At 64.7% G+C, this 25,381-nt stretch carries 22 protein-coding genes; 17 read left to right on the forward strand and 5 right to left on the reverse strand.

Annotated features, from left to right (window positions below):
• Positions 1-1,077: a 4-hydroxy-2-oxovalerate aldolase gene (dmpG, locus tag ACVWY6_RS09300; RefSeq protein WP_457537573.1), complete on the forward strand. Its 1,077-nt coding sequence runs from the start codon at positions 1-3 to the stop codon at positions 1,075-1,077.
• A gap of 120 nt (positions 1,078-1,197) precedes the next feature.
• Positions 1,198-2,148: a hypothetical protein gene (locus ACVWY6_RS09305; protein WP_457537574.1), complete on the forward strand. Its 951-nt coding sequence runs from the start codon at positions 1,198-1,200 to the stop codon at positions 2,146-2,148.
• Positions 2,149-2,218: 70 nt separating this feature from the next.
• Here ACVWY6_RS09305 and ACVWY6_RS09310 read toward each other — a convergent pair whose 3' ends face one another.
• Both ACVWY6_RS09310 and ACVWY6_RS09315 read right to left on the reverse strand, forming a co-directional pair.
• The gene (locus tag ACVWY6_RS09310; protein ID WP_023957360.1) at positions 2,219-2,578 is read right to left on the reverse strand and encodes a hypothetical protein; all 360 of its coding nucleotides are present in this window, start codon (positions 2,576-2,578) and stop codon (positions 2,219-2,221) included.
• Between the two features lie 13 nt (positions 2,579-2,591).
• Positions 2,592-3,812: a Rieske 2Fe-2S domain-containing protein gene (locus tag ACVWY6_RS09315; RefSeq protein WP_457537575.1), complete on the reverse strand. Its 1,221-nt coding sequence runs from the start codon at positions 3,810-3,812 to the stop codon at positions 2,592-2,594.
• Between the two features lie 226 nt (positions 3,813-4,038).
• On the opposite strand from ACVWY6_RS09315, the gene hsaA reads away from it, so the two are divergent.
• The 8 genes from hsaA to ACVWY6_RS09355 all read left to right on the forward strand — a co-directional run bounded on the left by hsaA (position 4,039) and on the right by ACVWY6_RS09355 (position 12,272).
• A complete protein-coding gene (gene hsaA / locus ACVWY6_RS09320; protein ID WP_023957358.1) occupies positions 4,039-5,220 on the forward strand; it encodes a 3-hydroxy-9,10-secoandrosta-1,3,5(10)-triene-9,17-dione monooxygenase oxygenase subunit in 1,182 nt (393 codons plus the stop codon).
• 134 nt (positions 5,221-5,354) lie between these two features.
• The gene (gene hsaC / locus ACVWY6_RS09325) at positions 5,355-6,275 is read left to right on the forward strand and encodes an iron-dependent extradiol dioxygenase HsaC (RefSeq protein WP_023957356.1); all 921 of its coding nucleotides are present in this window, start codon (positions 5,355-5,357) and stop codon (positions 6,273-6,275) included.
• 1 nt (position 6,276) lies between these two features.
• On the forward strand, positions 6,277-6,849 hold the full coding sequence (gene hsaB / locus ACVWY6_RS09330; protein WP_023957354.1) for a 3-hydroxy-9,10-secoandrosta-1,3,5(10)-triene-9,17-dione monooxygenase reductase subunit: 573 nt from the start codon (positions 6,277-6,279) through the stop codon (positions 6,847-6,849).
• A 24-nt stretch (positions 6,850-6,873) separates the two neighbouring features.
• Positions 6,874-8,061, forward strand: coding sequence for a hypothetical protein (locus tag ACVWY6_RS09335; protein WP_457537578.1), 1,188 nt, complete (start codon positions 6,874-6,876; stop codon positions 8,059-8,061).
• Positions 8,058-8,855, forward strand: coding sequence for an SDR family oxidoreductase (locus ACVWY6_RS09340; protein WP_457537579.1), 798 nt, complete (start codon positions 8,058-8,060; stop codon positions 8,853-8,855). The genes ACVWY6_RS09335 and ACVWY6_RS09340 overlap by 4 nt, the downstream gene beginning before the upstream one ends.
• An 8-nt stretch (positions 8,856-8,863) precedes the next feature.
• Positions 8,864-10,000, forward strand: a complete 1,137-nt coding sequence (locus ACVWY6_RS09345; protein WP_457537581.1) for a sulfotransferase family protein — start codon at positions 8,864-8,866, stop codon at positions 9,998-10,000.
• A 131-nt stretch (positions 10,001-10,131) separates the two neighbouring features.
• On the forward strand, positions 10,132-11,604 hold the full coding sequence (locus ACVWY6_RS09350; protein WP_457537582.1) for an MFS transporter: 1,473 nt from the start codon (positions 10,132-10,134) through the stop codon (positions 11,602-11,604).
• An 8-nt stretch (positions 11,605-11,612) separates the two neighbouring features.
• A complete protein-coding gene (locus ACVWY6_RS09355) occupies positions 11,613-12,272 on the forward strand; it encodes a TetR/AcrR family transcriptional regulator (protein WP_120802829.1) in 660 nt (219 codons plus the stop codon).
• A gap of 25 nt (positions 12,273-12,297) precedes the next feature.
• Here the strand turns inward: ACVWY6_RS09355 and ACVWY6_RS09360 are convergent, their stop codons facing one another.
• Entirely contained in the window at positions 12,298-13,176 is an 879-nt protein-coding gene (locus ACVWY6_RS09360; protein ID WP_457537584.1) for an IclR family transcriptional regulator, read from the reverse strand.
• Positions 13,177-13,250: 74 nt separating this feature from the next.
• Between ACVWY6_RS09360 and cysD the strand changes: the two genes are divergently transcribed.
• Genes cysD through ACVWY6_RS09375 form a run of 3 tightly spaced genes read left to right on the forward strand, consistent with a single transcriptional unit; the run spans position 13,251 to position 16,815 of the window.
• Complete coding sequence (cysD, locus tag ACVWY6_RS09365; RefSeq protein WP_457537586.1) at positions 13,251-14,165, forward strand: sulfate adenylyltransferase subunit CysD; 915 nt, start codon at positions 13,251-13,253, stop codon at positions 14,163-14,165.
• Positions 14,165-16,048, forward strand: coding sequence for an adenylyl-sulfate kinase (cysC, locus tag ACVWY6_RS09370; RefSeq protein WP_457537588.1), 1,884 nt, complete (start codon positions 14,165-14,167; stop codon positions 16,046-16,048). Before cysD ends, cysC begins: the two co-directional genes overlap by 1 nt.
• On the forward strand, positions 16,045-16,815 hold the full coding sequence (locus tag ACVWY6_RS09375; RefSeq protein WP_084247992.1) for a 3'(2'),5'-bisphosphate nucleotidase CysQ: 771 nt from the start codon (positions 16,045-16,047) through the stop codon (positions 16,813-16,815). The genes cysC and ACVWY6_RS09375 overlap by 4 nt, the downstream gene beginning before the upstream one ends.
• 17 nt (positions 16,816-16,832) lie before the next feature.
• On the opposite strand, the gene eccA is transcribed toward ACVWY6_RS09375, so the two are convergent.
• On the reverse strand, positions 16,833-18,665 hold the full coding sequence (gene eccA / locus ACVWY6_RS09380; RefSeq protein ID WP_457537590.1) for a type VII secretion AAA-ATPase EccA: 1,833 nt from the start codon (positions 18,663-18,665) through the stop codon (positions 16,833-16,835).
• Between the two features lie 151 nt (positions 18,666-18,816).
• On the opposite strand from eccA, the gene purL reads away from it, so the two are divergent.
• From purL to ACVWY6_RS09400, 4 genes are all read left to right on the forward strand, one after another.
• Positions 18,817-21,096 (forward strand): phosphoribosylformylglycinamidine synthase subunit PurL, encoded by a 2,280-nt coding sequence (gene purL / locus ACVWY6_RS09385; protein ID WP_457537591.1) that lies wholly within the window; start codon positions 18,817-18,819, stop codon positions 21,094-21,096.
• Between the two features lie 121 nt (positions 21,097-21,217).
• A complete protein-coding gene (locus ACVWY6_RS09390) occupies positions 21,218-21,682 on the forward strand; it encodes a MarR family winged helix-turn-helix transcriptional regulator (protein WP_245969115.1) in 465 nt (154 codons plus the stop codon).
• 15 nt (positions 21,683-21,697) lie between these two features.
• Entirely contained in the window at positions 21,698-22,975 is a 1,278-nt protein-coding gene (locus ACVWY6_RS09395; protein WP_457537593.1) for an MFS transporter, read from the forward strand.
• Between the two features lie 134 nt (positions 22,976-23,109).
• Positions 23,110-24,189 (forward strand): NAD(P)H-dependent amine dehydrogenase family protein, encoded by a 1,080-nt coding sequence (locus ACVWY6_RS09400; RefSeq protein WP_457537595.1) that lies wholly within the window; start codon positions 23,110-23,112, stop codon positions 24,187-24,189.
• An 18-nt stretch (positions 24,190-24,207) separates the two neighbouring features.
• Here ACVWY6_RS09400 and ACVWY6_RS09405 read toward each other — a convergent pair whose 3' ends face one another.
• Positions 24,208-25,239: an NAD-dependent epimerase/dehydratase family protein gene (locus ACVWY6_RS09405; protein ID WP_457537596.1), complete on the reverse strand. Its 1,032-nt coding sequence runs from the start codon at positions 25,237-25,239 to the stop codon at positions 24,208-24,210.
• Positions 25,240-25,381 lie beyond the last annotated feature (142 nt).

Consider the following 25,381-nt stretch of genomic DNA (forward strand, 5'->3'; position numbering starts at 1 on the left):
ATGTTCGCGAACTCAGCAGATCTGATGGCCGATGCCCGAAAGTACAGCGATTCGTTGGACATCCGCATCACGGATTCGTCGTTGCGCGACGGCAGCCATCACAAGCGTCACCAGTTCACCGAGCAAGAGGTGCGTGACATCGTCGCCGCCCTCGATGGTGCGGGTGTTCCGGTGATCGAGGTGACCCATGGTGATGGTCTGGGTGGGTCGTCGTTCAATTATGGGTTCTCGAAGACTCCTGAGCAGCAGTTGATCCGGGCGGCGGTCGAGACGGCGACGACGGCGAAGATCGCGTTCTTGATGTTGCCTGGTCTGGGGATCAAGGACGATATCCGGGCGGCGCAGGACAATGGTGCGCAGATTTGTCGTATCGCGACGCATTGCACCGAGGCCGATGTGTCGATTCAGCATTTCGGGTTGGCGCGTGAGTTGGGGCTCGAGACCGTGGGGTTCCTGATGATGTCGCACAGTCAGCCTCCGGAGGTGCTCGCGAAGCAGGCGCGGATCATGGCCGATGCGGGTTGTCAGTGTGTGTACGTGGTGGATTCAGCTGGCGCCCTGGTGCTCGAGCAGGTGTCGGATCGCGTGTCGGCATTGCGTGCCGAGTTGGGGGATGACGCTCAGATCGGTTTCCACGGGCACGAGAACCTCGACATCGCGGTCGCCAATTCCATTGCGGCCGTTCGGGCGGGCGCTCAACAGATCGATGGGTCGGTCCGCCGCTTCGGTGCCGGCGCCGGCAACACGCCCGTGGAGGCGTTTGTCGGTGTCTGCGACAAGCTGGGCATCAGCACCGGCATCGACTTCATGAAGATCGCCGACGCCGCGCAGGACGTGGTGCGGCCGGTCATGCCCACCGAATGCCTGGTCGACCGGCCCGCGATGATGATGGGCTACGCCGGGTGTTACAGCTCGTTCCTCAAGCACGCCGAGGGCCACGCCGAGAAGTACGGTGTGTCCGCCGCAGCGATCTTGATCGAGGCGGGCAGTCGAAAGCTGGTCGGCGGCCAGGAAGACCAACTGATCGACATCGCCTTGGAACTCAAGAAGAAGCAGGACGCGAACGCCGGCGTGTGAGAGTTCGCCGCTGACGTTGCCGCCGACTCGCGGACCCCGGTCTCCACCGAACACCGGACGCTACGATCGGGGTCCGAGCGTGCGTCCGCGCGTCGGTGATGCACTGATCAGGGGGAGAACATGACCTACGGTCCGCCATCCGGAAACAGCGGTGGGTTCCCGCCGCCTGGGGGTACCGGTGGCCATCAGCCCGGTGGGTACCAGCCCGGGGGTTATCAACCTGGCCATCAACCGGGACCCGGCTATCCGCCGCAGCAATCCGGTTATCAGTCGGCCTTCGGTGCCGCCGGTCCGAGCCAGCCGTCCGCCAAGGGTCGACTGCTCGCTCCCAGGTCGTCCAGTTCCGCGGTGAGGTTCCCGGGCATCGCTCTCGCAGTCGGCGGCTTGCTGATCGTGCTGTTCAGCTTTTTCACCTGGGCGTCCCAGGACTTCGGTGTGGGAAGCGTGTCGATCAGCGGCCTCGGTTCGGTGACCATCGACGCAGGCGACGACACGGCCGACTCGAGCGAGGTGGCCGACGCCGAGAGCGAGGCAGAGGCCGAAACCAGTGCGCCGGGCATCGCCACCATCATCATCGGGCTCCTGCTGGCCGGTGCTGCTGTTCCGTTGATCATCAACAGGTATCCCGCGATCGCGGCCATCGCGGGGACGGTTCTGGGACTGGTCGCGGTGATCGTGTCCCTTGTGTTCATCGCCGACCCGGGCAGTGTTGTCATCGACGGCGATGCCGGCGACACCTCGGAGGTGGACGCGGGGTGGGCACTGTGGCTTGTGGTCCTCGGCGCGTTCATCACCTTGATCGCTGCCGGCGTCGCCACCTATTTGGCCTTGGCGGCAGGTAAGGGCAGTCGGCCCGGGCCCGGAGTATCCGGTCCGCACCAGCCACAGGGCGGCGGTCAGCCACAGGGCTACGGTCAGCCACCTGCTTACGGTCAGCCGCAAGGTTACGGTCCACCGCCGCAGCAGTTCGGTACTCCCGGCGGACAGGGCGGGGGCTACGGACAAGCGCCCGGGCCGTACTACGGCCCGCCCGGTTCGGGCAATCAGGGGCCCGGTCCGTACGGACAATGAGGGTTACGACAAAAGAACACCACTCGCGATCGATCGCGAGTGGTGTTCTTGTCTCTACGAGTTGCCCGGGTCAGTAGTAGCCGTCCGGGTCGACATCGGGTGATTCCTTGGGGATGATCCCTTCGCTCACACCGTGATCGATGCTGGCCGAGAGCCGGGGGCATGTCGGCAACATTGCGGGGTTTCCCCCTTCCGCCCGGATCCGGGTGAGTTCAGGACATTGCTCTCGTGCCTGTGCTGTCCACTGGACACTCGTGTGGTGGGGGCTGTACTTCTTCACCATCACGTGGGCGTGGCAGGTGCGGCACTCGATCTCCCGCAGCCCACCGCGTAGGTAGTGCTCTTTGTCTCTCGACGTCGCTTCCCGAACCGCTGGGCCGCGCTCCGGATCCTTGCTGAGATCCGGAGCCTTCGACCAACTGATGCTCATGACGGGGCGGCGATCACGTGGCCGAAGCCGTCTCGGGCGTCGAGGCATTCGCGGCTTCGCGCTCGGCCTTGAGTCGAATGTTCTCCTGGACCTCGATGTTCCAGTTCTCGACGGCCTTGGTGGTGTCGATCTCGTATTCGTAGCGCTGTGTCATCTCCTCGGTCACGTCGGCGACGTCGACATAGAACTGTTCGTACCAGCGGCGCAGCTGGTAGACCGGACCGTCCTCTTCCACCAGCAGCGGATTGTCGATGCGGCTCTTGTGCTTCCAGATCTCGACGTCTTGCAAGAACCCCACCTCGATACCGGCGGTGATCTTCGTCGCCATCTTGTCGGCCTGGTCGGCGGTGAGTCCCTCGGGGATCTTCGCGATGACGCCGTACATGAGGACAAACGAATTGTTGTCGATGGGGTAGTGGCAGTTGGTCAGGATCGTCTCGATCGCATAGCCGCCGTAGTACTGCACCATCGGGTTGAGCATGTAGGCAGGACCGTAGTAGGCGGCGATGGACTCGAGTTTGGTGTCGCCGTAGGCCGTCATGATGTCGACGTCCGGACGCCCATGCGAGTTCATGTACTGCGCAGCGGTCTCGCCTTCGAAAACGTTCTTGAAGTAGTCGGGCAACGAGTAGTGCACGTAGAAGAAGTGCGCCATGTCGACGACGTTGTCGATGATCTCGCGACAGTTCGAACCCTCGATGACGATCTTGTTCCACGTCCAGCCGGTCCACTGGTCGCTGCTCAATTCGTCGAGCTCGGGGATGATCACGTCGTCGGGGGGCGGGTTGCCCTCGGGGTCGTTGTAGACGAAGATCTGCGCGTTGCGGATCATGCCCGGCCACGAACGGGTCTTGGCCAGTTTGGGTGCCCGTTTGGCATAGGGGACGCCGGCGCAACGTCCATTGGCCTTCCATCGCCAGTCGTGGAACGGGCAGGCGACGTTGCCGTCCTTGATCGAGCCCTGTGACAGGTCGCCGCCCATGTGTCGGCAGTACGCGTCGAGGATCTTGAGTTCGCCGTCGGCGACCCAGACGACCAGTTTGGTGCCGAACACGGTGACCGGATGGGGCTTGCCGTCATCGAAATCGGCAAGAAGGCCGAGGCAATGCCAACCGCGTGCAAATCGGGTCGGCGGCGTGCCGGTGTCGATCTCGCGTACCGCGCCACCGTCTGCGCTGGTGTCAACCGCTGTAAGGCGGGCCCCCTGCTCCAACTCCGACTCCGTACTCGTCATGTCTGCTCCCTAGTTCATCGATGCCGGCTGTGGGTCGGCATGTGCCGGGCCGCGTGGTTTAAGCGTTCCCGCTTACTAGAACATGTTACAAAACTTGCCAGGCACTCGCCAGGGAAGTGATCAAAACGGCATGAATCGAGGTAAACCTGCAGTACTCGACATAAATGAGAACGTGTTCTAATCTTGCCGGAGAAGACTTTGTGGAACGAGAGTTAGGAATCGCGCGATGAGCGACCGCAGCCAAGAGGGCGCGCAGGTACTGGACAAGATCAGCGCACTGCTGCCCGAGATCGAACAGCGGGCACAGGAAGCAGAGGATCTGCGTCAGATTCCCGACGAGACGATCGCGTCGCTCGAGGACATCGGGTTCTTCAAGCTCATGCAGCCCGAGCAGTGGGGTGGCTACCAGGTCGACCCGGTGACGTTCTACGAGGCAGTGCGTCGGATCGGCTCGGCGTGTGGCTCCACCGGATGGGTCTCGGGCATCATCGGTATCCACAACTGGCACCTGGCTCTCTTCCCGCAGCAGGCGCAGGAGGACGTATGGGGCAAGGACACCTCAGTCCGTATCTCCTCGTCCTACGCCCCGATGGGTATGGGTGAAGTGGTCGAAGGCGGCTACAAGGTCAACGGTTCGTGGGCATGGTCCTCGGGTTCGGGCCACGCGAGCTGGGTTGTCCTCGGCGGACCGGTGATCAAGAACGGAAAGCCCGTCGACTTCGTGAGCTTCCTGATCCCGCGCGAGGACTACGCCATTCGCGACGTGTGGAACGTGGTCGGGCTCAAGGGCACCGGATCCAACACCATCGACGTCAAGGACGTGTTCGTACCGAGCCACCGGATGCTCAGCTTCCGGGCGATGAGCACCGGCGAGGCTCCGGGCCTGGAGAAGAACACCGCGCCGGTCTACAAGATGCCCTGGGGCACAATCCATCCGAGCACCATCTCGGCGCCGATCGTGGGAATGGCCTACGGTGCCTACGCGGCACACGTCGAGCACCAGGGCAAGCGCGTCCGCGCGGCCTACGCCGGCGAGAAGGCGAAGGACGACCCATTTGCCAAGGTTCGCATCGCCGAGGCCGCCAGTGACATCGACGCGGCGTGGACTCAGCTCTCGGGCAACCTGCAGGCCGAATACGACCTGCTGCTCGCGGGACAAGAAGTCCCGATGGAGCTCCGGTTGAAGGCCCGTCGCGATCAGGTCCGCGCAACCGGCCGGGCCATCGCGTCGATCGACCGGCTCTTCGAGAATTCCGGAGCTCATGCCCTCGACAACGACACACCCATTCAGCGGTTCTGGCGCGACGCACATGCCGGCCGCGTCCACGCGGCCAACGATGCCGAACGGGCCTACGTCGCCTACGGCAACGGCGAATTCGGGATCCCCATCGGTGACACCATGGTCTGACCCGCAAGCGGTCAGGCCACCGAAAGCCTGACCCGCAAACGGTCGGGACACCGAAAGCCTGACCCGCAAGCGATCAGACGCGGACACGATGGTCTGAGTTCACCACCGACATCTCGCAAAGGAGCAGATCGACGATGACCGAAACCCTTGGCCCGATCCGTTCACTCGGCTACATGCGTATCGAGGCCACCGACATGCCGGCCTGGCGTGACTACGGTCTCAAGGTGCTGGGTATGCCCGAGGGCAGTGGCCCCACGGAGGGTGCCCTGTACCTGCGCATGGACGACTTTCCCGCACGTCTGGTGATCACGCCAGGAGAGCACGACCGTCTGGTGTCCTCCGGCTGGGAATGTGCCAACGCCGCTGCACTGCAGGAAGTCCGAGATCGATTGTCGGCAGCCGGCGTGGTCTTCCGCGAAGGCAAGGACGAGGAACTGGCCGACCGTCAGGTCGTGGAGATGGTGGTCTTCGAGGACCCGAGCGGCAACGTTCTCGAGGCGTTCCATGGTGTGGCACTGCAACATCGCCGGGTGGTGAGCCCCTATGGCCACAAGTTCGTCACCGGCGAGCAGGGTTTGGGACACGTGGTGCTCACCACCGACGACGACGCAGCCTCGCTGCACTTCTACCGCGATGTGCTCGGTTTCCGTCTGCGCGACTCGATGCGGCTGCCGCCGGAGCTGGTCGGGCGGGAACAGGGCGACGAGCCGCCATGGCTTCGGTTCTTCGGCTGCAACCCACGCCACCACAGCCTGGCGTTCCTGCCGATCCCGAACGACACCGGCATCGTCCACCTGATGATCGAGGTGGAGAACACCGATGACGTGGGCCTGGCCCACGACCGGGCGTTGCGCAAGAAGGTCCCGATGTCGGCCACGCTGGGCCGCCACGTCAACGACCTGATGTACTCGTTCTACATGAAGACGCCCGGCGGATTCGACGTCGAATTCGGCTGCGAGGGCAGGCAAGTCGACGATACCGACTGGGTGGCTCGCGAGAGCACGGCGGTCAGTCTCTGGGGGCACGACTTCTCCATCGGATTCAAGAACGCCTGACATGTCCCCTCATCCACGCGGTTCAGATGATTTCGACCCGCGGCAGTTCCGGACGGCCATGGGTCAGTTCTGCACCGGGGTCACCGTGATCACCACGATGACCACCGATGACGTCCCAGTGGGGTTCGCCTGCCAGTCGTTTGCAGCCCTGTCGCTCGATCCACCACTGGTGCTGTTCTGCCCGATGAAGACCTCCCGCAGCTGGAAGGTCATCGAGCAGAGCGGAAAGTTCTGCGTCAACGTGTTGTCGACCAACCAACAGGACGTCAGTGCCGCATTCGGCGCACCGGGTGATGACAAGTTCGCCGGGATCGACTGGGATCCCTCGCCTCTCGGCCTGCCCGTCATCCGGCACTCGTTGTCATGGGTGGATTGCACGCTGGAGCGCGTCGATGACGGCGGCGACCATTTCATCGCGATAGGCCGGGTGCAGACTTTGGGAGAAGTGCTGCAAGACAAGCCTTTGCTGTTCTACCGTGGTGGTTATCTGTCCACCGAACATCCGCGGGTCACTCCGGCCCAGGCGGAGCTCGAGAACTTCCTCACCTGGACCGGCGGGGACACCTGGCTGTAGTTCCGGCCATCACAAGGGAGTGAGATGACAACAACCGTCACGAACGATGTGACCGCCCCTTTCGCCGCGGCCATCGCCGACGCCGAGAAGCTGATCACCTCAGCTGATTTCATCCGCAACGAGCAGGATCTGGCCGAGGGATACGACTACCTCGGCGGCAGCATCCGCGCGAGCCTGCAGATGGCATGGGCGTATGGCAAGACCCACCCGTTCTTCGTCACGTCCACGGGCCCCTACACGAAGATGGGGTTGGACAATCCCGATACGCTGTACTACCACGCCAACGTGCAGGCCGACGCGGAGTATCTGATCACCGGAAAACGCGGCAACACAGCAGATCTCAGCTTTCAGGTTCTCAAGGGTGACTACACCGCCACAGACGTTCCCGGTGGCGACGACGCCTTCGACGACCGTCGACTGACGATCGAAGCGGACGGGACCTACACGCTCCGCTTCGGACCGCCCAAGGCCGACCCGGGACCCAACTACTTCGTTCTCGGCGAGGGGTCGTCGATGCTCGCGGTGCGCGAGGTGTACAGCGACTGGATGCAGGAAAAGGGACAGATCCGGATCGAGCGGGTCGACACAGTGGGCAGCGCGCCGGTGGAGCCCGACCTCGCGCAGATCACCCGCCGCTATCAGGTGGCCGGCAAGATGTTGCTGTCGCGGATCAACACCTGGTTCAACTTTCCGAAGTGGTTCTACCTGGACCTGCCGGTGAACACCTTGACCGCGCCCCGTCTGACGCCGGGTGGGCTGAGCACCCAGTACTCATCGGTGGGTCACTACGACCTCGCCGACGACGAGGCGATGGTGATCACGGTGCCGAAATCCGATGCGCCGTACCAGGGTTTCCAGCTGGGCAGTATGTGGTACATCTCGCTGGACTACGTCAATCACCAGACCAGTCTCAATTCTGCTCAGGCGCAGGTGGATCCGGATGGGATGATCCGCTTGGTTGTCAGCAAGCAGAACCCGGGCATCGCCAACTGGATCGAGACAACCGGTAAACAGCGGGGTATCGCGCAGTTCCGATGGCAGCGGGTCGCCCGCGAGCTGACCGAGTCCGACGGGCCGACCGTCGCCATCGTCAACGTGGCCGACGTGCCCGACCACCTGCCGCACTTCGAGTCCAACACCATCGACGAGGCAGGCTGGCGTGAACGAATAGCCGCACGCCAGCGCGGATTCGCGCAGAGGATGCTGGGATGACCGCCACCGTGTCCACCGGCCTGCTCGAGGGCAAGGTCGTCGTGGTCGGGGGAGTGGGGCCGGGTCTCGGCCGTTCGATCAGCGTGCAAGCCGCTGCTGCCGGCGCCAAGGTGGTGCTCGCGGCCCGGACCGAGAGCCGGCTCGCCGAGGTGGCCAAGGAGATCGATGCCGCCGGCGGCGTCGCGTTGCAGGTCCCCACCGACATCACCGATGACGCGGCTGTCGATTCCCTCGTCGCGGCAACGGTTGCCGAGTACGGCCGTGTCGACGTACTGGTGAACAACGCCTTTTCGCTGCCTTCGATGAAGTCGTTGGCACGCACCGACTTCAACCACATCCGGTCGAGCCTGGACCTCACGGTCCTCGGCGGCCTGCGCATGACCAAGGCCTTCACCGACGAATTGGCCAAGGTGTCCGGTTCTGTGGTGATGATCAATTCCATGGTCCTGCGGCACTCGGAGCCGCGTTACGGCAGCTACAAGCTCGCCAAGGCGGCCCTGCTCGCCATGTCGCAGACACTCGCCACGGAGTTGGGCGACAAGGGCGTTCGTGTCAACAGCGTGCTGCCCGGTTACATCTGGGACGACCAGCTGAAGTGGTACTTCGGTGAGGTCGCCAAGAAGTACGACATCACGCCGGAGGCCGTCTACGAACAGACCGCCTCCAAGTCCGACCTCAAACGTCTGCCCGAACCCGATGAGATCGCTCGGGCGGTGGTGTTCCTCGCCTCGGATTGGGCCAGCGCCATCACCGGCCAGACGCTGGACGTCAATTGCGGCGAGTACCACACCTGAGGAGCGAGATGACCATTCCGAGAACGAATGTGGGCACGGTCGAGGATCTGCATGCGTCGGCGACAAAGGCGTGTGGACTCGACGACTTCGGTCAGGATGACTACACCGAGGCTCTTGGTGTCCTGCTGGAGTCGTACGAGCGCGATGCGGGACTCACCGAGCTGGGCAGCAAGATGAACCGCTTCTTCCTTCGGGGTGCGCTGGTCGCCCGATTGCTCAGCGAGGCATCGTGGAAAGCCAATCCCGAGTATGTCTCCGCGCCGGTGGAACGCCCCATCTTCGTCACCGGGTTGCCCCGTACCGGGACCACCGCCCTGCATCGGCTGCTCACCGCAGATCCGGGCCATCAGGGTCTGGAGATGTGGCTTGCCGAGTTCCCGCAGCCCCGGCCTCCGCGCGACACCTGGGAGGCGAATCCGGTCTTCCAGCAGATCCAGGCCGGACTCGAACAGCACCATGTGGAGAACCCGGAATTCATGGGGCTGCACTACATGAGTGCCTCCGACGTCGAAGAGTGCTGGCAGTTGCTGCGCCAGACCATGAAGTCGATTTCCTACGAATCCTTGTCGTACCTGCCGACCTACTCCCAGTGGCTGCAGAAGCAGGACTGGACCAACGCCTACACGCGGCACAAGAAGAACCTCCAGTTGATCGGGCTGAATCAGCCAGAGCGTCGGTGGGTGCTGAAGAACCCCAGTCACCTGTTCGCGCTCGATGAATTGATGGCCGTCTATCCCGACGCGTTGATCATCCAGACCCACCGGCCACCCGCGACGATCATCCCGTCGATGTGCAGTCTTGCCGAGCATGCGGGCGAGGGATGGTCGACCGTGTTCACGGGTGAACTGATCGGCAAGACGCAACTCGAGTTGTGGTCGCGAGGGCTGCACGCATTCAATGCGGCACGGTCCAAGTACAACCCGGATCAGTTCATCGACATCGACTTCCGGGACTTCCGCACCGATCCCATGGGCACGATCGAAACGATCTATCGCACGTTCGGACTCGACCTCACCGATGATGCGGCGTCGGCGATGCGAGCACTCGACGAGGAGAGCAAGTCGGGCGACCGCAAACCCGTCCACAAGTACTCCTTGGAGGACTACGGCCTCACCGAGGCCGAGGTGAACGCGGCCTTCGACTGACCGGGCAGCCGCCCGTCGTGGACGGGTGACGGTGTCTCGCTGAGTGGATATCCGGAGTCTTGGCTCCGCTTGTGGTGCTAGGTTCTGAGCAGCATGCGGAGTGGTCTCTCCGGTTCGAGCTCAGGAGCTGTATGGACATCACACCCAAGCGGACGCACTATCGGGTCACGTTCACCGTGATCACCGTGGGCGTGGCCGCGTTCGCGTTGCTGCAGTCCCTGGTGATACCCGTACTGCCGACTATCCAGGTGTCCCTCGGGACGACGCAGACCGACGTGACCTGGGTGCTCACCGCCTACCTCCTCTCCGCGTCGGTGTTCACGCCCATCATGGGTCGCCTCGGGGACATGTACGGCAAGAAGCTGCTGTTCGTGGTTGCGCTGGCCGCGCTGGGAATCGGCTCGTTGCTGGCTGCACTGGCGGCGTCGCTGTCGGTGATGGTGGTCGCGCGTGTGATCCAGGGTGTCGGTGGCGGCGTCCTGCCCTTGGCCTTCGGGATCATCCGTGACGAATTCCCTGAGAAGAAGGTGCCCGGCGCCGTCGGGATGGTCGCGGCCCTGACGTCGCTGGGCGCCGGCCTGGGTGTTGTGCTGGCCGGGCCGATCGTCGACGTACTCACGTACCACTGGCTGTTCTGGATTCCGCTGATCATGACCACCATCGCGGGTGTGGCGGCCTACGCCTTCATCCCGGAGTCGAAGGGCCGGGCCCCGGGCAGGGTCAACTGGGTCACCGCGTCGTTGCTGTCAGCGTGGCTGGTGGCTCTGCTGCTCGGTGTCAGTCAGGCACCCAAGTGGGGCTGGACCTCACCCGAGGTCGTCGGATTGCTTGTCACTGCTGCGATCTTCCTGGTGGTGTGGATCGTCGCCGAAGCACGATCGGCGAACCCGCTCATCGACATGAAGATGATGCGGATGCGCACCGTCTGGGCCGCGAACCTGGTTGCGCTGATGATGGGTATCGGAATGTATGCCGGGTTCGGATTCCTGCCGCAGTTCGTGCAGACACCGACATCGGCGGGGTACGGATTCGGGGCATCGGTCAGTGAGTCCGGCCTGATGATGTTGCCCAGCTCGGTCTTCATGTTCATCCTCGGGCTCGGCGCCGGGCGCCTGTCTGCTCGCTTCGGCTCGAAGAACCTGTTGACGGTGGGGACTCTCGTCAGCGCTGCCGGCTACTTCTTCGTCGCGTTCCGTCACTCCAGCGAAGCGGACATCTTCGCCGCGATGTGCCTGTCGGGTATCGGTATGGGACTTGCGTTCTCCGCCATGGCAAACGTTGTCGTCGCGGCGGTGCCACCCCATCAGACCGGAGTCGCCAGCGGCATGAACGCCAACATCAGAACCATCGGCGGTTCGCTGGGCGCAGCATTCATGGGGACTGTGGTCACCGCGGGCGCCACACCGTCGGGACTGCCCAAGGAATCGGGCTACACCCACGGCTTCATCATGCTTGGGGTCGCCGTGTGCCTGGGAGCTGTTGCGACACTTTTCATCCCGTCGGTCAAACGTGGAGGGGCGGCGTTGGACGCGACCGCGGACCTCGCACACGCCGAACTCGCGATGGTTGCCGGCGGTACCCTCTCCGGTGACAAATCGGAATGAGGTCGGCCATGGGTGTGCAGGCAACCGCAGACGGTGGGAAAGTGCTGCGGCGTGACGCTGCGGAGAACCGGCGACGACTACTGGACGCGGCGGCAAAGGTGTTCAGTGACCGCGGGCTCGATGCCGGGGTCGAGGAGATCGCCCGGGTGGCCGGCGTCGGCATGGGCACGCTGTACCGGAGATTCCCCACCAAGGACGCCTTGATCAGCGAACTCGTACGGCAGTTGCTCATCGATCTGGTGGCGATGGCCAGGGCCGCGCGTGACGTGACCGACGGTTCTGGTCTGGAACGATTGCTGTTCGACACCGGTGCCGTTCAGGCGTCGCATCGAGGCTGTGTGTCGCGGATGTGGAACGACGACGAGCACACGGTGTTGCTCAGGGACGAGTTCCGCACGATCCTGGCCGAGTTGCTGGCCGTTGCTCAAGATGCCGGACGGATTCGTCCCGACGTCACCGTCACCGACCTCGATCTTGTCTTCTGGGCGGTCAGGGGCGTCGTCGAGACCACGCGGGGTGTCAGTGACACGGCATGGCGGCGACATCTGGCAGTGGTGGTCGCCGGGCTGCGGCCAGGGGGTGAGGAACTGTCGGAGCCTACGGTCGGCGAGCGTGAGGTGGCGTTGGCGAAGAAGCGGATACTCGCCGGCCGAACGGGCCCGTCCTGAGCGTCGAGCGCCGCGGCACATGCATTCAGCGTGCGAGCGCGTGGGCGACGCGATCAGCGGCAGCGGCCACCGACGTGCCCAGGTGCGCCATCTCGTCCGCACTCATCTCGCGGTTGGGGCACACGACGATCGACGCGATCACAGTGCCCTCGGAGTCGATGATCGGGGCGCCGATCGTGACCACAGCGACAACTCCCACGGATTCCTCCGGCAGATAGTCGATGGTGGTCAGTTCGGCCAGCAGCCCCGCCACCCGTGAGCGCACCGTGTCCGAGACCGGTGAATCTCGCAGTGACGCAAGCGCGTCGATCATCTCGGCATGGTCACCGGTGAGGCGCTCCACCGCGTACCCGCGGTCGCAGATCACTTCCAGTACGTCGTGCAGTCGGTCGTGGGCACCCGGCGGTGCCGAGTCGATCCACCGCTGCCGTTCGGCTTCAGGCGCCCACGCGACGAACTCTCGGCACACGGGTGGGCGTAGCGCGATGCGCCGGCCGGGTCTGATCCACTGCATGTCCGGCACCCCGACGAGTTCTGTGACAGTGATCTGTTCGGCCACGCGTTCGGCGAGGAACGCCGGCATGTCGAGGTCCGCAGCGAGTTCGTGGATCATCGGAGCTGCCAAACGCCGCAACGGATAGCCACGTTCGGCCTGCCGCGCCAGGGCGACGAAGCCGGCACCGATCGCGAACTGGCCGTCTTCTCGCGATACCCAGCCGTCGATGGTGAGTTGCGTCAGCACCGCGTGGGCGGTGGCTCTGGAAAACCCTGTGCGACGGACTATCTCCGCCAGTGTCAGGCGGCCGCCGGTCTGTTCGGCCAGCAGTTCGATCACCCGGACCACACGCTGCGTGGGTGGCGAGGGTTGACCCACAGGCATGCTGTCGCTTACCGTCACTGTCATATTTTCAAACACTAGTGTCGGATACTCGACAGGTCAAGTCCTGACGAGGCGAACGACGCGAGAGGATTCTCACGGTGCTGACAACGGGGTACGAGCTCACCCATCTGGCCGCGCTCGAGGCGGAATCGGTCTACATCTTCCGAGAGGTCGCCGCGACGGCGCAGCGGCCCGTGCTGCTGTTCTCCGGCGGCAAGGACTCGGTGGTGATGTTCCACGTGGCGCGCAAGGCGTTCTGGCCTGCGCCCGTTCCCTTCCCGCTCATGCATGTGGACACCGGACACAATTTCGACGAGGTCATCGACTACCGGGATCGGGTTGTCGACAAAACCGGTGTCCGACTGGTGGTTTCGAGTGTGCAGGACGACATCGACGCCGGTCGGGTGGTGGAGCAGACCGGTCCCGGTGCCAGTCGTAACCGGCTGCAGACCACATCGCTGCTGCGCGGGATCCGGGAGAACAATTTCGACGCCGTCTTCGGTGGCGCGCGACGCGATGAGGAGAAGGCGCGCGCCAAGGAGCGTGTCTTCAGCTTCCGAGACGAGTTCGGCGCCTGGGATCCACGCGCGCAACGGCCCGAATTGTGGAACCTCTACAACGGCCGCCACAACAAAGGTGAGCATATCCGGGTGTTCCCCCTGAGCAACTGGACCGAACTCGACATCTGGCAGTACATCGCCGCCGAAGAGATAGAACTACCGAGCATCTACTACGCCCATCGGCGCGAAGTGGTGCCCAGGGACGGGATGCTGCTGGCCAAGACGCCGTACGTGGAACTCGCACCCGGCGAGGCGGTGCACACCGAGCAGGTGCGGTTCCGGACGGTCGGCGACGCGACGTGCACCGGATGTGTGCTCAGTGACGCCGTCACGGTTGAGCAGGTCATCGATGAAGTGGCCGCCACCAGACTCACCGAACGCGGTGCAACCCGAGCCGACGACCGAATCTCGGAGTCCGGCATGGAAGATCGCAAGAAAGAAGGATACTTCTGATGACCGTCGACCAGGAACTGATCATCGGCGAGCCCGTACGGCGCGGACGGAAAGAGTTGCTGCGGTTGGCAACTGCCGGAAGCGTCGACGACGGCAAGTCCACACTGATCGGCCGGCTGCTGTACGACTCGAAGAGCATCTTCACCGACCAGATGGAGTCGATCGAGCGCACCAGCTCCGAACGCGGCGACGAATACGCCAACCTCGCGCTGCTGACCGATGGCCTTCGTGCAGAGCGCGAGCAGGGCATCACCATCGACGTGGCGTACCGGTACTTCGCAACACCCAAGCGCAAGTTCATCATCGCCGACACCCCCGGGCATGTGCAGTACACCCGCAACATGGTGACCGGGGCATCCACCGCCGACGTGGCACTCGTTCTCATCGACGCCCGCAAGGGAGTGCTCGAGCAGACCCGCAGGCACGCCTTCCTGTCGTCGTTGCTCGGCATCGCGCACATCGTCTTGTGTGTGAACAAGATGGACCTGGTGGATTGGTCGGAAGAACGATTCACCGAGATCAAGGAGGAGTTCAGCGCATTCGCCAGCAAACTCAACGTGACCGACCTCAGCTTCATCCCGGTGTCGGCGCTGCTCGGGGACAACGTGGTCGATCCGTCGGTCCACATGCCCTGGTATCGGGGCACCTCGCTGCTCGGACACCTCGAGGACGTCCACATCGCCTCGGACCGCAACTTCATCGACGCCCGGCTGCCGGTGCAATACGTGATCCGTCCTCAGGTCAGCGACGGCTCGGACCATCGCAGCTACGCCGGAACCATCGCCAGCGGAACGTTCAAGCCCGGCGACGAAGTGGTGGTGCTGCCCAGCGGATTCAGCACCACCGTGGCCGAGATCTGGGGCCCCGGCGGCAGCAAGCTCGACGAGGCATTCGCGCCGATGGCCGTGTCCGTCTCGCTCGCCGACGAGATCGACATCACTCGCGGAGAGATGCTCGCCCGTCCCAACAATCGACCGTACGTAGGTCGCGACATCGATGCGATGGTGTGCTGGTTCTCCGAGGACACCGAGTTGAAGCCGGGTAACCGCTACACCATCCAGAGCTCGACCCGCGAGTCGAAGGCCGTGATCGGCGACCTCACCTATCGGCTCGACGTCAACTCCCTCCATCGTGAGGAGGGGCCACAGGAGTTGCGGCTCAACGAGATCGGGCGCGTCCGTCTGCGCACCCAGCAACCCATGATGTTCGACTCGTACCGCCAGCATCGCTTCACGGGTAGCTTCATCTTGATGGACGAGGCGACGAACAAGACCGTCGGCGCCGGGATGATCAACGGTCCGGTCAGCAACGACTCCCACGTGGTCTGGCACAGCTCGTCGGTGACCAGGGAGCAGCGCTCCCATCGTGGGGCGACCATCTGGTTGACCGGACTGTCCGGTTCCGGGAAGTCGTCGATCGCATCGGAACTGGAACGATCGATGGTGGCCGAAGGCCGCCCGGCCTACCTGATGGACGGGGACAACCTCCGCCATGGGCTGAATTCCGATCTCGGGTTCGGAGACGACGATCGCCGGGAGAACATCCGGCGCACCGCCGAGGTTGCGGCACTCTTCGCGGACTCGGGTGCGGTTGCGATCGTTTCGCTGATCAGCCCCTTCGCCGCCGAACGCGAGCGGGCGCGCGAGGTCCATGCCGAGCGCGGCCTGCCGTTCTTCGAGGTGTTCGTCGACACGCCGCTCGAGGTCTGCGAGGAACGCGACCCGAAGGGGCTGTACGCGAAGGCGCGTCGCGGTGAGGTCGCACACTTCACCGGCATCAGTTCGCCCTACGAGCGACCGGAAGCGGCGGACGTCGTCATCACCCCCGGTGACGGTGCGCCTGCCGACGTCGCGGAGGCCATCCGCCGTAACCTGGGCGTGTGACTGTGACCTCATCCGATGCAGAGCTCGCCGGTCGTCTTGCCACCGAGGCCGGGAATCTGCTGGTCGAACTCCGATCAGACCCATCGCTGAACGGCAAAGAACTGGGCAAGGCCGGGGATCTGCGCTCCAACGAGTTCCTGCTCGACGCGCTCGCGCGTGAACGGCCGGGCGACTCCGTGCTGTCCGAGGAATCGGCCGACGATCTGTCCCGACTGGACGCCGACCGCGTGTGGATCGTCGACCCTGTGGACGGCACAAAGGAATACGGTCTGGACGACCACACCGACTGGGCTGTGCACGTTGCACTGTGGGAAAAGGGGTTGGGGCTCACGGTCGGCGCGGTCTCGCTGCCGGGGCTCGGCGTCACCTACGTCAACGATGGGGCGCCGGTGCCACCCACCACCGGTCTGGCGAGAACACCGCGGGGCGACAAGCCGCGCGTGGTCATCAGCGGCTCGCGGCCTCCCGCTTTCGCCGAGTCGGTCGCCACGGCCATCGGTGGTGAGCTGCTCCCGATGGGATCGGCAGGCGCCAAGGCGATGGCAGTGGTTCGGGGTGAGGCCGACGCGTATGTGCACGCCGGTGGACAGTACGAGTGGGACTCGGCCGCGCCGGTGGCTGTGGCGAAGTCACATGGGTTGTGGTGCAGTCGGATCGACGGACTGTCGCTGGAGTACAACCAGCGCGACGTCTATCTACCCGATCTTGTGATCTGCAGGCCTGAACTCGCCGAGTCGATCTTGGAAGTGACCCGAGCTGCCGGCTGAGGATTCGCGGGGCCGGTCTACCGGACCGGACCTTGTCCGCTCCGCAATCCGCCGAGCACACCGGCCAATGCGGCCTGCATGTCGGAGGCCTCGATGCGCATGAGTGCGTCGTCGTCGAGGTCGGCGAGTTCGATGGTGCCGCTTGTCAGACGGTGTTCGCGTTCTTCCTCGGCGCTCTCGACCACGTTGCGGACGAAGCGCCCGTTGCCCGCGAGGTCGATCATGCGACGCTCCCGGCCGAACTCGTCGAGCTCGACCTGATGACACAGGGGAGCGCACGCCATCTCGAGTTCCCGGAGCGCTTCCGCCGACAGTAACGAATCACGTTTGCGGGCAAGAAGATCGGCGATCTGGGTGAGTTCGGTGGGACTGTAGGAGTCGAATCTGATGCGCTTGGAGAATCGTGACGACATTCCCTCGTTCGCGGCGAGCAGCCGGTCGATCTCTGCGTCATAGCCTGCGATGATCACCACCAGCCGGTCGCGGTCGTCCTCCATCCGCGCGAGCAAGGTGTCGACGGCTTCGCGACCGAACGCGTCGCCGCCGGAGAGGCCACTCTGCACCAGCGTGTAGGCCTCATCGATGAACAGCACGCCGTCCATCGCACGGTCGATCACCTCCGATGTCTTGATGGCCGTGCTACCGAGGTGTTCGCCCACCAGATCACGACGTGAGACCTGCACCACCGCATCGGTTTTGATGAGACCGAGCCCGCAATAGATCTTGGCGACGATGCGCGAGATGGTGGTTTTGCCGGTGCCGGGTGGACCGGTGAATGCCAGGTGCAGACTGCGTGGGCCGGTCGCGAGACCCTTGTCCGATCGGATCTTCGCCAGGGTGGCTGCCGACTGCAGCTTGGTCACCTGGCTCTTGACCGATTCGAGGCCGATCTGCTCGGCGAGTTCGGCCTGTGCCGCCGCGAGCAGACTTCCCTCGGAGTCGTCAGGAGCAGACGCCGAGGCCGCGACCGTCTCTGCTGCAGTGGCCGGGTCCCAGCGGTCGCTACGAGAGGCGATCGTCTCGGCGGTGGTGATCACCAACCGGAAACGCTGATCCGAGAGGGCCTTGGAGTTGGCCGAGAACGAGGGGTCACGGGAATACACGGCCTCGAACCGTTCACGAGCCGGCGCCTCCATGCCCTGTTCGCGCAAGGCCAGCCCGTGGGTGAACATCGCCGCCGTCGCCGCGGCGGGGATCGGCCCATTCGCCGCGGCTTCGAGTCGCCGTACACCTTCGGTGAACAGGCCCATCTGCACGCACGCCGATCCGGCCATCAGGTCGGCGCCGGCGTTCATGTACTCGTCCGTCCACGTGGTCGACGGAGCCAGTGCGGTGAGCACGTCTGTCCAGCGCTGGGTGCGGAAGTGCAGGCTGGCCCGTAGGTAGTCCACGATCGGTGGCAGGCCCCGGTCGGCACATTCGGCGGCCGCCTCGTCGAGGGCGTCCTCGGCTCCCTGATAGTCGGCGCCGGCGATCAGCGTGGCCGCGTACGCCACGATGGCCTCGGTCCGGTCGGCCAACGGATAGTCGATGTACAGGCCGGTGGAGAAGCGGCCGGACAACGTTCGCGGCGGAAGCCCCAGCCGACGCTGCTCGGCGCCGATCGTCGCACGGCAGCGGTACAGCTGGAGCACCACAGACGCAGAGTTGTCCCCGGACGCCACCCGCCCCAGCCACGCGTCGGCCATCATGGGCGCCCACTCGGTGGCCCGGGTGAAGGCGAGCGCGGCCTTGGCCGGATCGGCCGGATACTGCTCGCCGTCGATCGGTATCCCAGACGACCGGACCGCGAAGTCGAACAACTGGCGTGCCTTGGCGGCAGACGAGCGCGACTGCCCTGTGTCGATCATGGTCGTTTCCCCCTGTGTACCGACCAGCCGAACGACGAATCAGCTGGTCTGGCCCCCCGCGCACAGTTCCCACTCCCGCTGCGCTGCCCGAGACATTACCGCGAGGAGGACGAGATCACCCCGCCTGCCGGCCTCCGCCTAGACTGTCACCGTGAGTGCAGACGTAGATACCGTTTCCGTCGCCGCCGATACCCCCGACCAGCCCCAGCCGTTTCGCGAGCTGGGCCTCAAGGACGACGAGTATCAGCGGATCCGTGAGATCTTGGGCCGCAGGCCGACCGCCGCCGAACTGGCCATGTATTCGGTGATGTGGTCCGAGCATTGCTCGTACAAGTCATCCAAGGTGCATCTGAGGTATTTCGGCGAGACCACCACCGACGAGATGCGCTCCTCGATGCTCGCGGGCATCGGTGAGAACGCCGGTGTGGTCGACATCGGCGACGGCTGGGCTGTCACCTTCAAGGTCGAATCGCACAACCACCCGTCGTATGTCGAGCCCTACCAGGGCGCCGCGACCGGTGTGGGCGGCATCGTCCGCGACATCATGGCCATGGGTGCACGCCCGATCGCCGTGATGGACCAACTGCGTTTCGGTGCCGCGGACGCGCCGGACACCCGCCGGGTCGTCGACGGTGTGGTGCGCGGTGTCGGCGGGTACGGCAACTCCCTGGGTTTGCCGAACATCGGCGGTGAGACGGTGTTCGACGCGTCGTACGCAGGGAACCCGTTGGTGAATGCGCTCTGCGCCGGCGTCATGCGGGTCGAGGACCTGCACCTGGCGTTCGCGTCGGGGACCGGTAACCGGATCATCCTGTTCGGTGCCCGGACCGGTCTCGACGGGATCGGCGGTGTGTCGGTCCTCGCGTCGGAGACCTTCGACGACAGCGCCGGTGGCCGCCCGAAGAAGCTGCCCGCGGTGCAGGTCGGCGATCCGTTCACCGAGAAGGTGCTCATCGAGTGCTGCCTAGATCTGTACAAGGCGGGCATCGTCATCGGCATCCAGGATCTCGGCGGTGCCGGATTGTCGTGTGCCACCTCCGAATTGGCTGCTGCCGGTGATGGCGGGATGCGCATCGAACTGGAGAAGGTCCCGATGAGGGCCACCGGGATGACCCCGGCCGAGGTGCTCTCGAGCGAGTCGCAGGAACGCATGTGTGCCGTGGTGGCGCCGGAGAACGTCGAGGCGTTCATGGAGGTCTGCCGCAAGTGGGACGTGCTGGCCACCGACATCGGCGAGGTCACCGATGGTGAGCACCTCGAGATCACCTGGCACGGCGAAACCGTGGTCGATGTTCCGCCGCGGACCGTCGCCCACGAAGGGCCGGTCTACGAGCGTCCCGTCGCGCGTCCGGACTGGCAGGACGGCGTGATCGCCTCCACGACAAAGGATCTGAAGCGGCCGGCCTCCGGCGACGAGCTGCGTGACACGCTGCTGCAGATGATCTCCTCGCCCGCGCTGTGCAGTCGGCGGTTCATCACCGAGCAGTACGACCGCTACGTGCGGGGCAACACGGTGCTGGCCGAACATGCGGACTCGGGAATGATCCGGATCGACGAGTCGTCGGGCCGCGGTATCGCGCTGTCCACCGACGCGTCGGGTCGCTACACCTACCTCGATCCCTATCGTGGCGCGCAGCTCGCGTTGGCCGAGGCATACCGCAACGTCGCCGTCAGCGGCGCGACCCCGAAGGCTGTCACCAACTGCCTGAACTTCGGGTCGCCCGAGGATCCGGCCGTCATGTGGCAGTTCCAGCAGGCCGTGCGCGGATTGGCTGACGGCTGTGCGCAATTGGGCATCCCGGTCACCGGCGGAAACGTGAGTTTCTACAACCAGACCGGCGCCACGCCCATCCTGCCGACGCCGGTTGTCGGTGTTCTCGGTGTCATCGACGACGTGCGTCGTCGCATCCCGACCGGTTTCGGTACCGAGCCGGGGGAGACCCTGATCCTGCTCGGTGACACCCATGACGAGTTCGATGGGTCGATCTGGTCGCAGGTGGTGCACGATCACCTCGGTGGCACGCCGCCTGCTGTCGACCTCGAGCGTGAGCGTTTGCTGGCCGCCATCCTCACCGCAGCGTCGCGCGATGGCCTGGTGTCCGCTGCGCACGACCTGTCCGAGGGTGGCCTCGCGCAGGCCGTCGTCGAGGGCGCACTCGCGGGCGAGACCGGTTGCCGGATCTTGCTTCCCGAAGGCGCTGACCCGTTCGTGTGGCTGTTCTCCGAGTCGTCGGGCCGAGTTCTGGTCGCGGTGCCGCGTACCGAGGAGACCCGGTTCACCGGCATGCTCGACGCGCGGCAGATGCCGTGGACCCGCATCGGCGTGGTGGATCAGGGCAGCGATTCGGTCGAGATCCAGGATCAGTTCTCGATCCCGCTGACCGAATTGCGCGAGACCTTCGAAGCAACGCTCCCAGCCCTCTTCGGCTAGCCCGATTTTGGTGGGTTTCGGCGGCCGCGACCTGCGGTTTCGGTCGCCCTAACCCACCAAAATGGGCACTAGGGGCGCGGCTCTCTTGATAGTTCGAGGTCCTAAGTATTACCCTTGCTAAGTGTTTGACAACGAGCTGACCAACCTGGCCGACGCCATCCGCCCGACGATGGCTCGGGTGTATCTGACGATCCGCCGGCGGTCACCGTTCGGCGAATACACCGCGGCGCAAGGCTCCACCCTGGCGACCCTGGCAGAGCACGGACCGATGCGGATGGGAGAACTGGCCCGCCGCGAGGGCGTGCGGATGCCGACCGTGACAGCGGCCGTGGATGTGCTGGTCGGTCACGGGCTGCTGCGTCGCGACCCCGATCCCGATGACCGTCGGGCGGTGCAGGTGAGCATCACCGACGACGGGCGGCGCGAGATGGCGCAGCTGCAGTCGGCGCGCAACGAGGTACTCGCCCGAGCGATGGCGGGCATGACCGACGACGAGTTGCGAGCCCTCCGAGCCGCTGTCCCCGCATTGCGGTCGCTGCGCGCACAACTGGAGAGTCTCGATGAGTCGAGTGCCCTCACGATTTGAAGAAGAGGAGTGAACATGACAACAGGGCAAGGTGATTCGTCACAGGTTGCTGAACACCACGGATTTCTCGACGCAGTTCGCGGGCAGCCGGTTGCGGTGTGGGCCACGGCATTCGCGGCCGTCATCGCATTCATGGGTATCGGTCTCGTAGACCCGATCCTGCCGGAGATCGCCAAGCAACTCGATGCAGGCGCCGACCAGGTCACTTTGCTGTTCGCGGTGTACATGGGCGTGCAGGTGTTCGCGATGCTGATCACCGGATACAGCTCGTACCGCTTCGGGCCGAAACGCACACTCATCGCCGGGCTCGCCTTCATCGTTGTCGCAGCGGGTGTTTCGGCAACCGCCAACGGAATCGGCGAGCTGATCGCCCTGCGCGTGGCGTGGGGGTTGGGCAACGCCCTGTTCATGGCGACAGCACTTGCCTTCATCGTGGGATCGGCTCGCGGCGGTCAACACGGTGCGATCCTGCTCTACGAGGCAGCCCTCGGGGTCGGGCTTGCGGTCGGGCCGCTGCTCGGTGCGATTCTCGGCGAATGGACGTGGCGCGCCCCCTTTGCCGGTACGGCGGTCCTCATGGCGATCGGCGCCTTGCTCTGCGCGATGAAGCTGTCGAAGGATGGTCCGGCCACGGCGCGCCCCAAGGTGGGTATCGCAGACCCGTTGCGCGCGTTGCGAAATCGTAGGCTCCTGGTGACAGGTATCGGCTCGGCGTTCTATACGGCCGGGTTTTTCACCGTGATCGCTTGGGCGCCGATCGTTCTGGACATGCGACCGATCTTCCTGGGGCTGGTGTTTGTCGGATGGGGCCTCTGCGTCGCGCTCAGCGGCGTGACGCTCGCACCCCGGGTGGTCGAGGCCCTCGGCGAACGGCTCGGCGTGATCACTGCTGTAGGTGTCTTCGGCATCGTGATGGCTGTTGCGGCCATCGGCACGGCCGGTGACCTCAAGCCGTTGGTGATGGCCGCGATCATCGTCTCGGGGATCCCGTCCGGTGTGCTGAACACTGCGCTGACCGGCATGGCGATGGCGGCAGGAACCGGTCCGCGGTCGGTGTCGAGTGCCGGATACAACTTCTTGCGCTGGATGGGTGCGGCGGTGTCGGCGCTGTTGGTGGCCCATCTCGCGGAGTGGTTCGGCACCAACGCAGCCCCCTACTGGTTTGCCGTGGGCTACAGCGTGATCGCGGTCGCCGCCATCGCAGTGGTGGGGACGCAATCGGAGCCCGAGCCCGCTGCCGCCACCGAACGCCGTCTCGAAGAAGCCGCGCTGGTGGGCGCCGAAGAGATGTAGTCGTCTTCCGCCCTCCGAAAGTGGTGGGTTTCGGGGACGGCGACCAGCAGGTTTGCTCACCGAAACCCACCACTTTCGGGGTGGGCGGGGTCTAGGGTGAAACGTGTTCTAGTTTCTGTCCTGGAGGTCATGAAGTGGCGTTACGTGTAGTGGTCTGGTCAACCGGCACGATCGGGAAGCTGGCGATAGCGGGTGTGCTCGCCCGCCCCGAACTCGAACTCGTCGGGGTCTGGGTGTCGAATCCCGACAAGGTCGGCAAGGACGTCGGCGAGCTCGCCGGCCTGGGCCGCGAACTGGGAATCGCTGCCAGCGGAGACAAAGAAGAACTGCTGGCGCTGCGCCCCGACTGCATCGTTCACGGCGCCATGACCGACGACCGCATCATGGAATCGGTCGAGGACCTGATCAGCTTCCTCGAAGCAGGGGTCAACGTGGTCTCGTCCGGACCGGTTGCGCTGGTCTATCCGGACGGTGTGTTCCCCGACGACTTCAACGAGCGCATACGCGCGGCAGCACGAGCGGGCAACGCGAGTCTCCACGTCAACGGCATCGATCCGGGTTTCGCCAACGACGTCCTGCCGCTGGCGATGACGTCGTTGTCCAAGCGGATCGACGAACTGCGAGTGGCTGAGATCGCCGACTACTCCACGTACTACCAGCCCATGACGATGACCGAGCTGTTCGGTTTCGGCAAACCCATGGACCATCAGTCGATGCTCTGGATGCCGGGGGTGCTGTCGCTGGCGTGGGGTCCCGTCGTGCGGCAACTGGCTGCCGGTCTCGACCTCACCCTCGATGAGCCCCTCGTGGAGCGGATCGACCGCCGACCTGCCGAGGAGGACTACGACATCGCGTCGTGCCACATCGCCAAGGGGACGATGGCTGCGGTGCGGTTCGAGGTCATCGGCACCGTCAACGGATCTGAGCGCATCATTCTCGAACACGTCACCCGCACGAAGGCCGATGCCCAACCCGAGTGGCCGATCCCCAGTCGCGGCGACGGCTGCTACCGCATCGAGATCACCGGCGATCCGGTGATGACGGTCGACTTCGTGCACCACGGCGAGAACGGCGATCACAACGATTCCGGAATGCTGGTCACCGCAATGCGTTTGGTGAACGCTGTGCAGGCCGTGGTGGAGGCCCAGCCCGGTCTGTTGACCGCGTTGGACCTCCCACAGATCACCGGTCGGGGATTGGTCACCAAGGACTGAGGTGACCACCGGCGACCATCAGATGGCCGCCGGTGTGGCGCCGGTGTCGGCCGAAGCCTTGCTCCCGGCGACCTTGAGCTGTCCCTCGACCACCATGAAGGTCACGAAGTCACGCATCGTCTCGGCGACCGGCCTCGGCGAGTGGCCGAGCTCGGTGCGGGCCTTGGTGCCATCGACCACCGGGGAGGCCTCGAGGGACCCGAGCGCCGCCTTCGACATCAGATCGGATTTGAAGAGTCGGCAGATGGGCTCGGCGACCGGCAGGATGGCCTTCACCATGCTCATCGGGAACGCGAATGCCGGTCCGCGACGCCCTGCTTCTCGGGCGACCATCTGGAATGCCTCGAGCATGGTGACCATCTGCCCGGTGAGCAGGTAGTTCTCACCGGTCCGGCCGTGCTCGGCCGCGGCGATCAGGCCGGCCGCGACGTCACGCACGTCGATGAGATCGAATCCTCCGGTGACCAGTGCGGGTACGCGGCCGCGCGCCGAATCCAGCAGCATCCCGTTGATGCGTGAGAACGGGGTGTGGTCCACCGGGCCGATCACGGCGGTCGGGTTGCAGATCACCCCGTCCAATCCGCGGTCGATGACCTTGCGCAGCTCTTGTTCACCTGCCCATTTCGACCTGTCGTAGACCGGCAGCTCGGCGTTGTCCGATCGGCTGGATGTCTCGTCGATGACACCACCGCAGGTGTACTGGTCGTACGAGTGGATCGAACTGCAGTGCACCATGCGCCGGGCACCTACCGCCAAGGCTGCCTCTGCGACGTTGCGGACACCTTCGGTGTTGATCCGCCAGGCGTTCTCGTCGGTGTGGCGCAGCGTTATCACCGCGACCAGGTGGAACACCACGTCCACTCCGGTCAGTGCCTCGGTGATCGATTCGGGATCGAGGATGTCGGCGCTCACCCAGCTCACCGCACCGTGGTCGGCGACATCGACGGGGTGGTGCCTGTCGATGGCGACGACGGAATGACCGTCGGCGACCAGACGGTCGACAAGATTGCGACCCACAAATCCTGCGGCTCCGGTGACTGCTGCTTTCATGACGATCACTTTCGTTGTGGCGAGGCTCGGCTTCAGGCCACTCCCCGGCGGTTCGGCACCACACTAGAACATGTTCTAGTTTTGATGAACCGTCCAGTTACGTCGCCTGGGTGGGGGACTGGCCACGGGCTCGTATTAAGAC

Source organism: Williamsia sp. R60, from assembly GCF_054063855.1.

Bases quoted from the DNA above. Each gene is read 5' to 3' on its own strand.
- dmpG (WP_457537573.1), top strand. From the start codon at position 1: ATGTTCGCGAACTCAGCAGATCTGATGGCCGATGCCCGAAAGTACAGC.
- ACVWY6_RS09305 (WP_457537574.1), top strand. From the start codon at position 1,198: ATGACCTACGGTCCGCCATCCGGAAACAGCGGTGGGTTCCCGCCGCCT.
- ACVWY6_RS09310 (WP_023957360.1), bottom strand. From the start codon at position 2,578: ATGAGCATCAGTTGGTCGAAGGCTCCGGATCTCAGCAAGGATCCGGAG.
- ACVWY6_RS09315 (WP_457537575.1), bottom strand. From the start codon at position 3,812: ATGACGAGTACGGAGTCGGAGTTGGAGCAGGGGGCCCGCCTTACAGCG.
- hsaA (WP_023957358.1), top strand. From the start codon at position 4,039: ATGAGCGACCGCAGCCAAGAGGGCGCGCAGGTACTGGACAAGATCAGC.
- hsaC (WP_023957356.1), top strand. From the start codon at position 5,355: ATGACCGAAACCCTTGGCCCGATCCGTTCACTCGGCTACATGCGTATC.
- hsaB (WP_023957354.1), top strand. From the start codon at position 6,277: ATGTCCCCTCATCCACGCGGTTCAGATGATTTCGACCCGCGGCAGTTC.
- ACVWY6_RS09335 (WP_457537578.1), top strand. From the start codon at position 6,874: ATGACAACAACCGTCACGAACGATGTGACCGCCCCTTTCGCCGCGGCC.
- ACVWY6_RS09340 (WP_457537579.1), top strand. From the start codon at position 8,058: ATGACCGCCACCGTGTCCACCGGCCTGCTCGAGGGCAAGGTCGTCGTG.
- ACVWY6_RS09345 (WP_457537581.1), top strand. From the start codon at position 8,864: ATGACCATTCCGAGAACGAATGTGGGCACGGTCGAGGATCTGCATGCG.
- ACVWY6_RS09350 (WP_457537582.1), top strand. From the start codon at position 10,132: ATGGACATCACACCCAAGCGGACGCACTATCGGGTCACGTTCACCGTG.
- ACVWY6_RS09355 (WP_120802829.1), top strand. From the start codon at position 11,613: ATGGGTGTGCAGGCAACCGCAGACGGTGGGAAAGTGCTGCGGCGTGAC.
- ACVWY6_RS09360 (WP_457537584.1), bottom strand. From the start codon at position 13,176: ATGACAGTGACGGTAAGCGACAGCATGCCTGTGGGTCAACCCTCGCCA.
- cysC (WP_457537588.1), top strand. From the start codon at position 14,165: ATGACCGTCGACCAGGAACTGATCATCGGCGAGCCCGTACGGCGCGGA.
- eccA (WP_457537590.1), bottom strand. From the start codon at position 18,665: ATGATCGACACAGGGCAGTCGCGCTCGTCTGCCGCCAAGGCACGCCAG.
- ACVWY6_RS09395 (WP_457537593.1), top strand. From the start codon at position 21,698: ATGACAACAGGGCAAGGTGATTCGTCACAGGTTGCTGAACACCACGGA.
- ACVWY6_RS09405 (WP_457537596.1), bottom strand. From the start codon at position 25,239: ATGAAAGCAGCAGTCACCGGAGCCGCAGGATTTGTGGGTCGCAATCTT.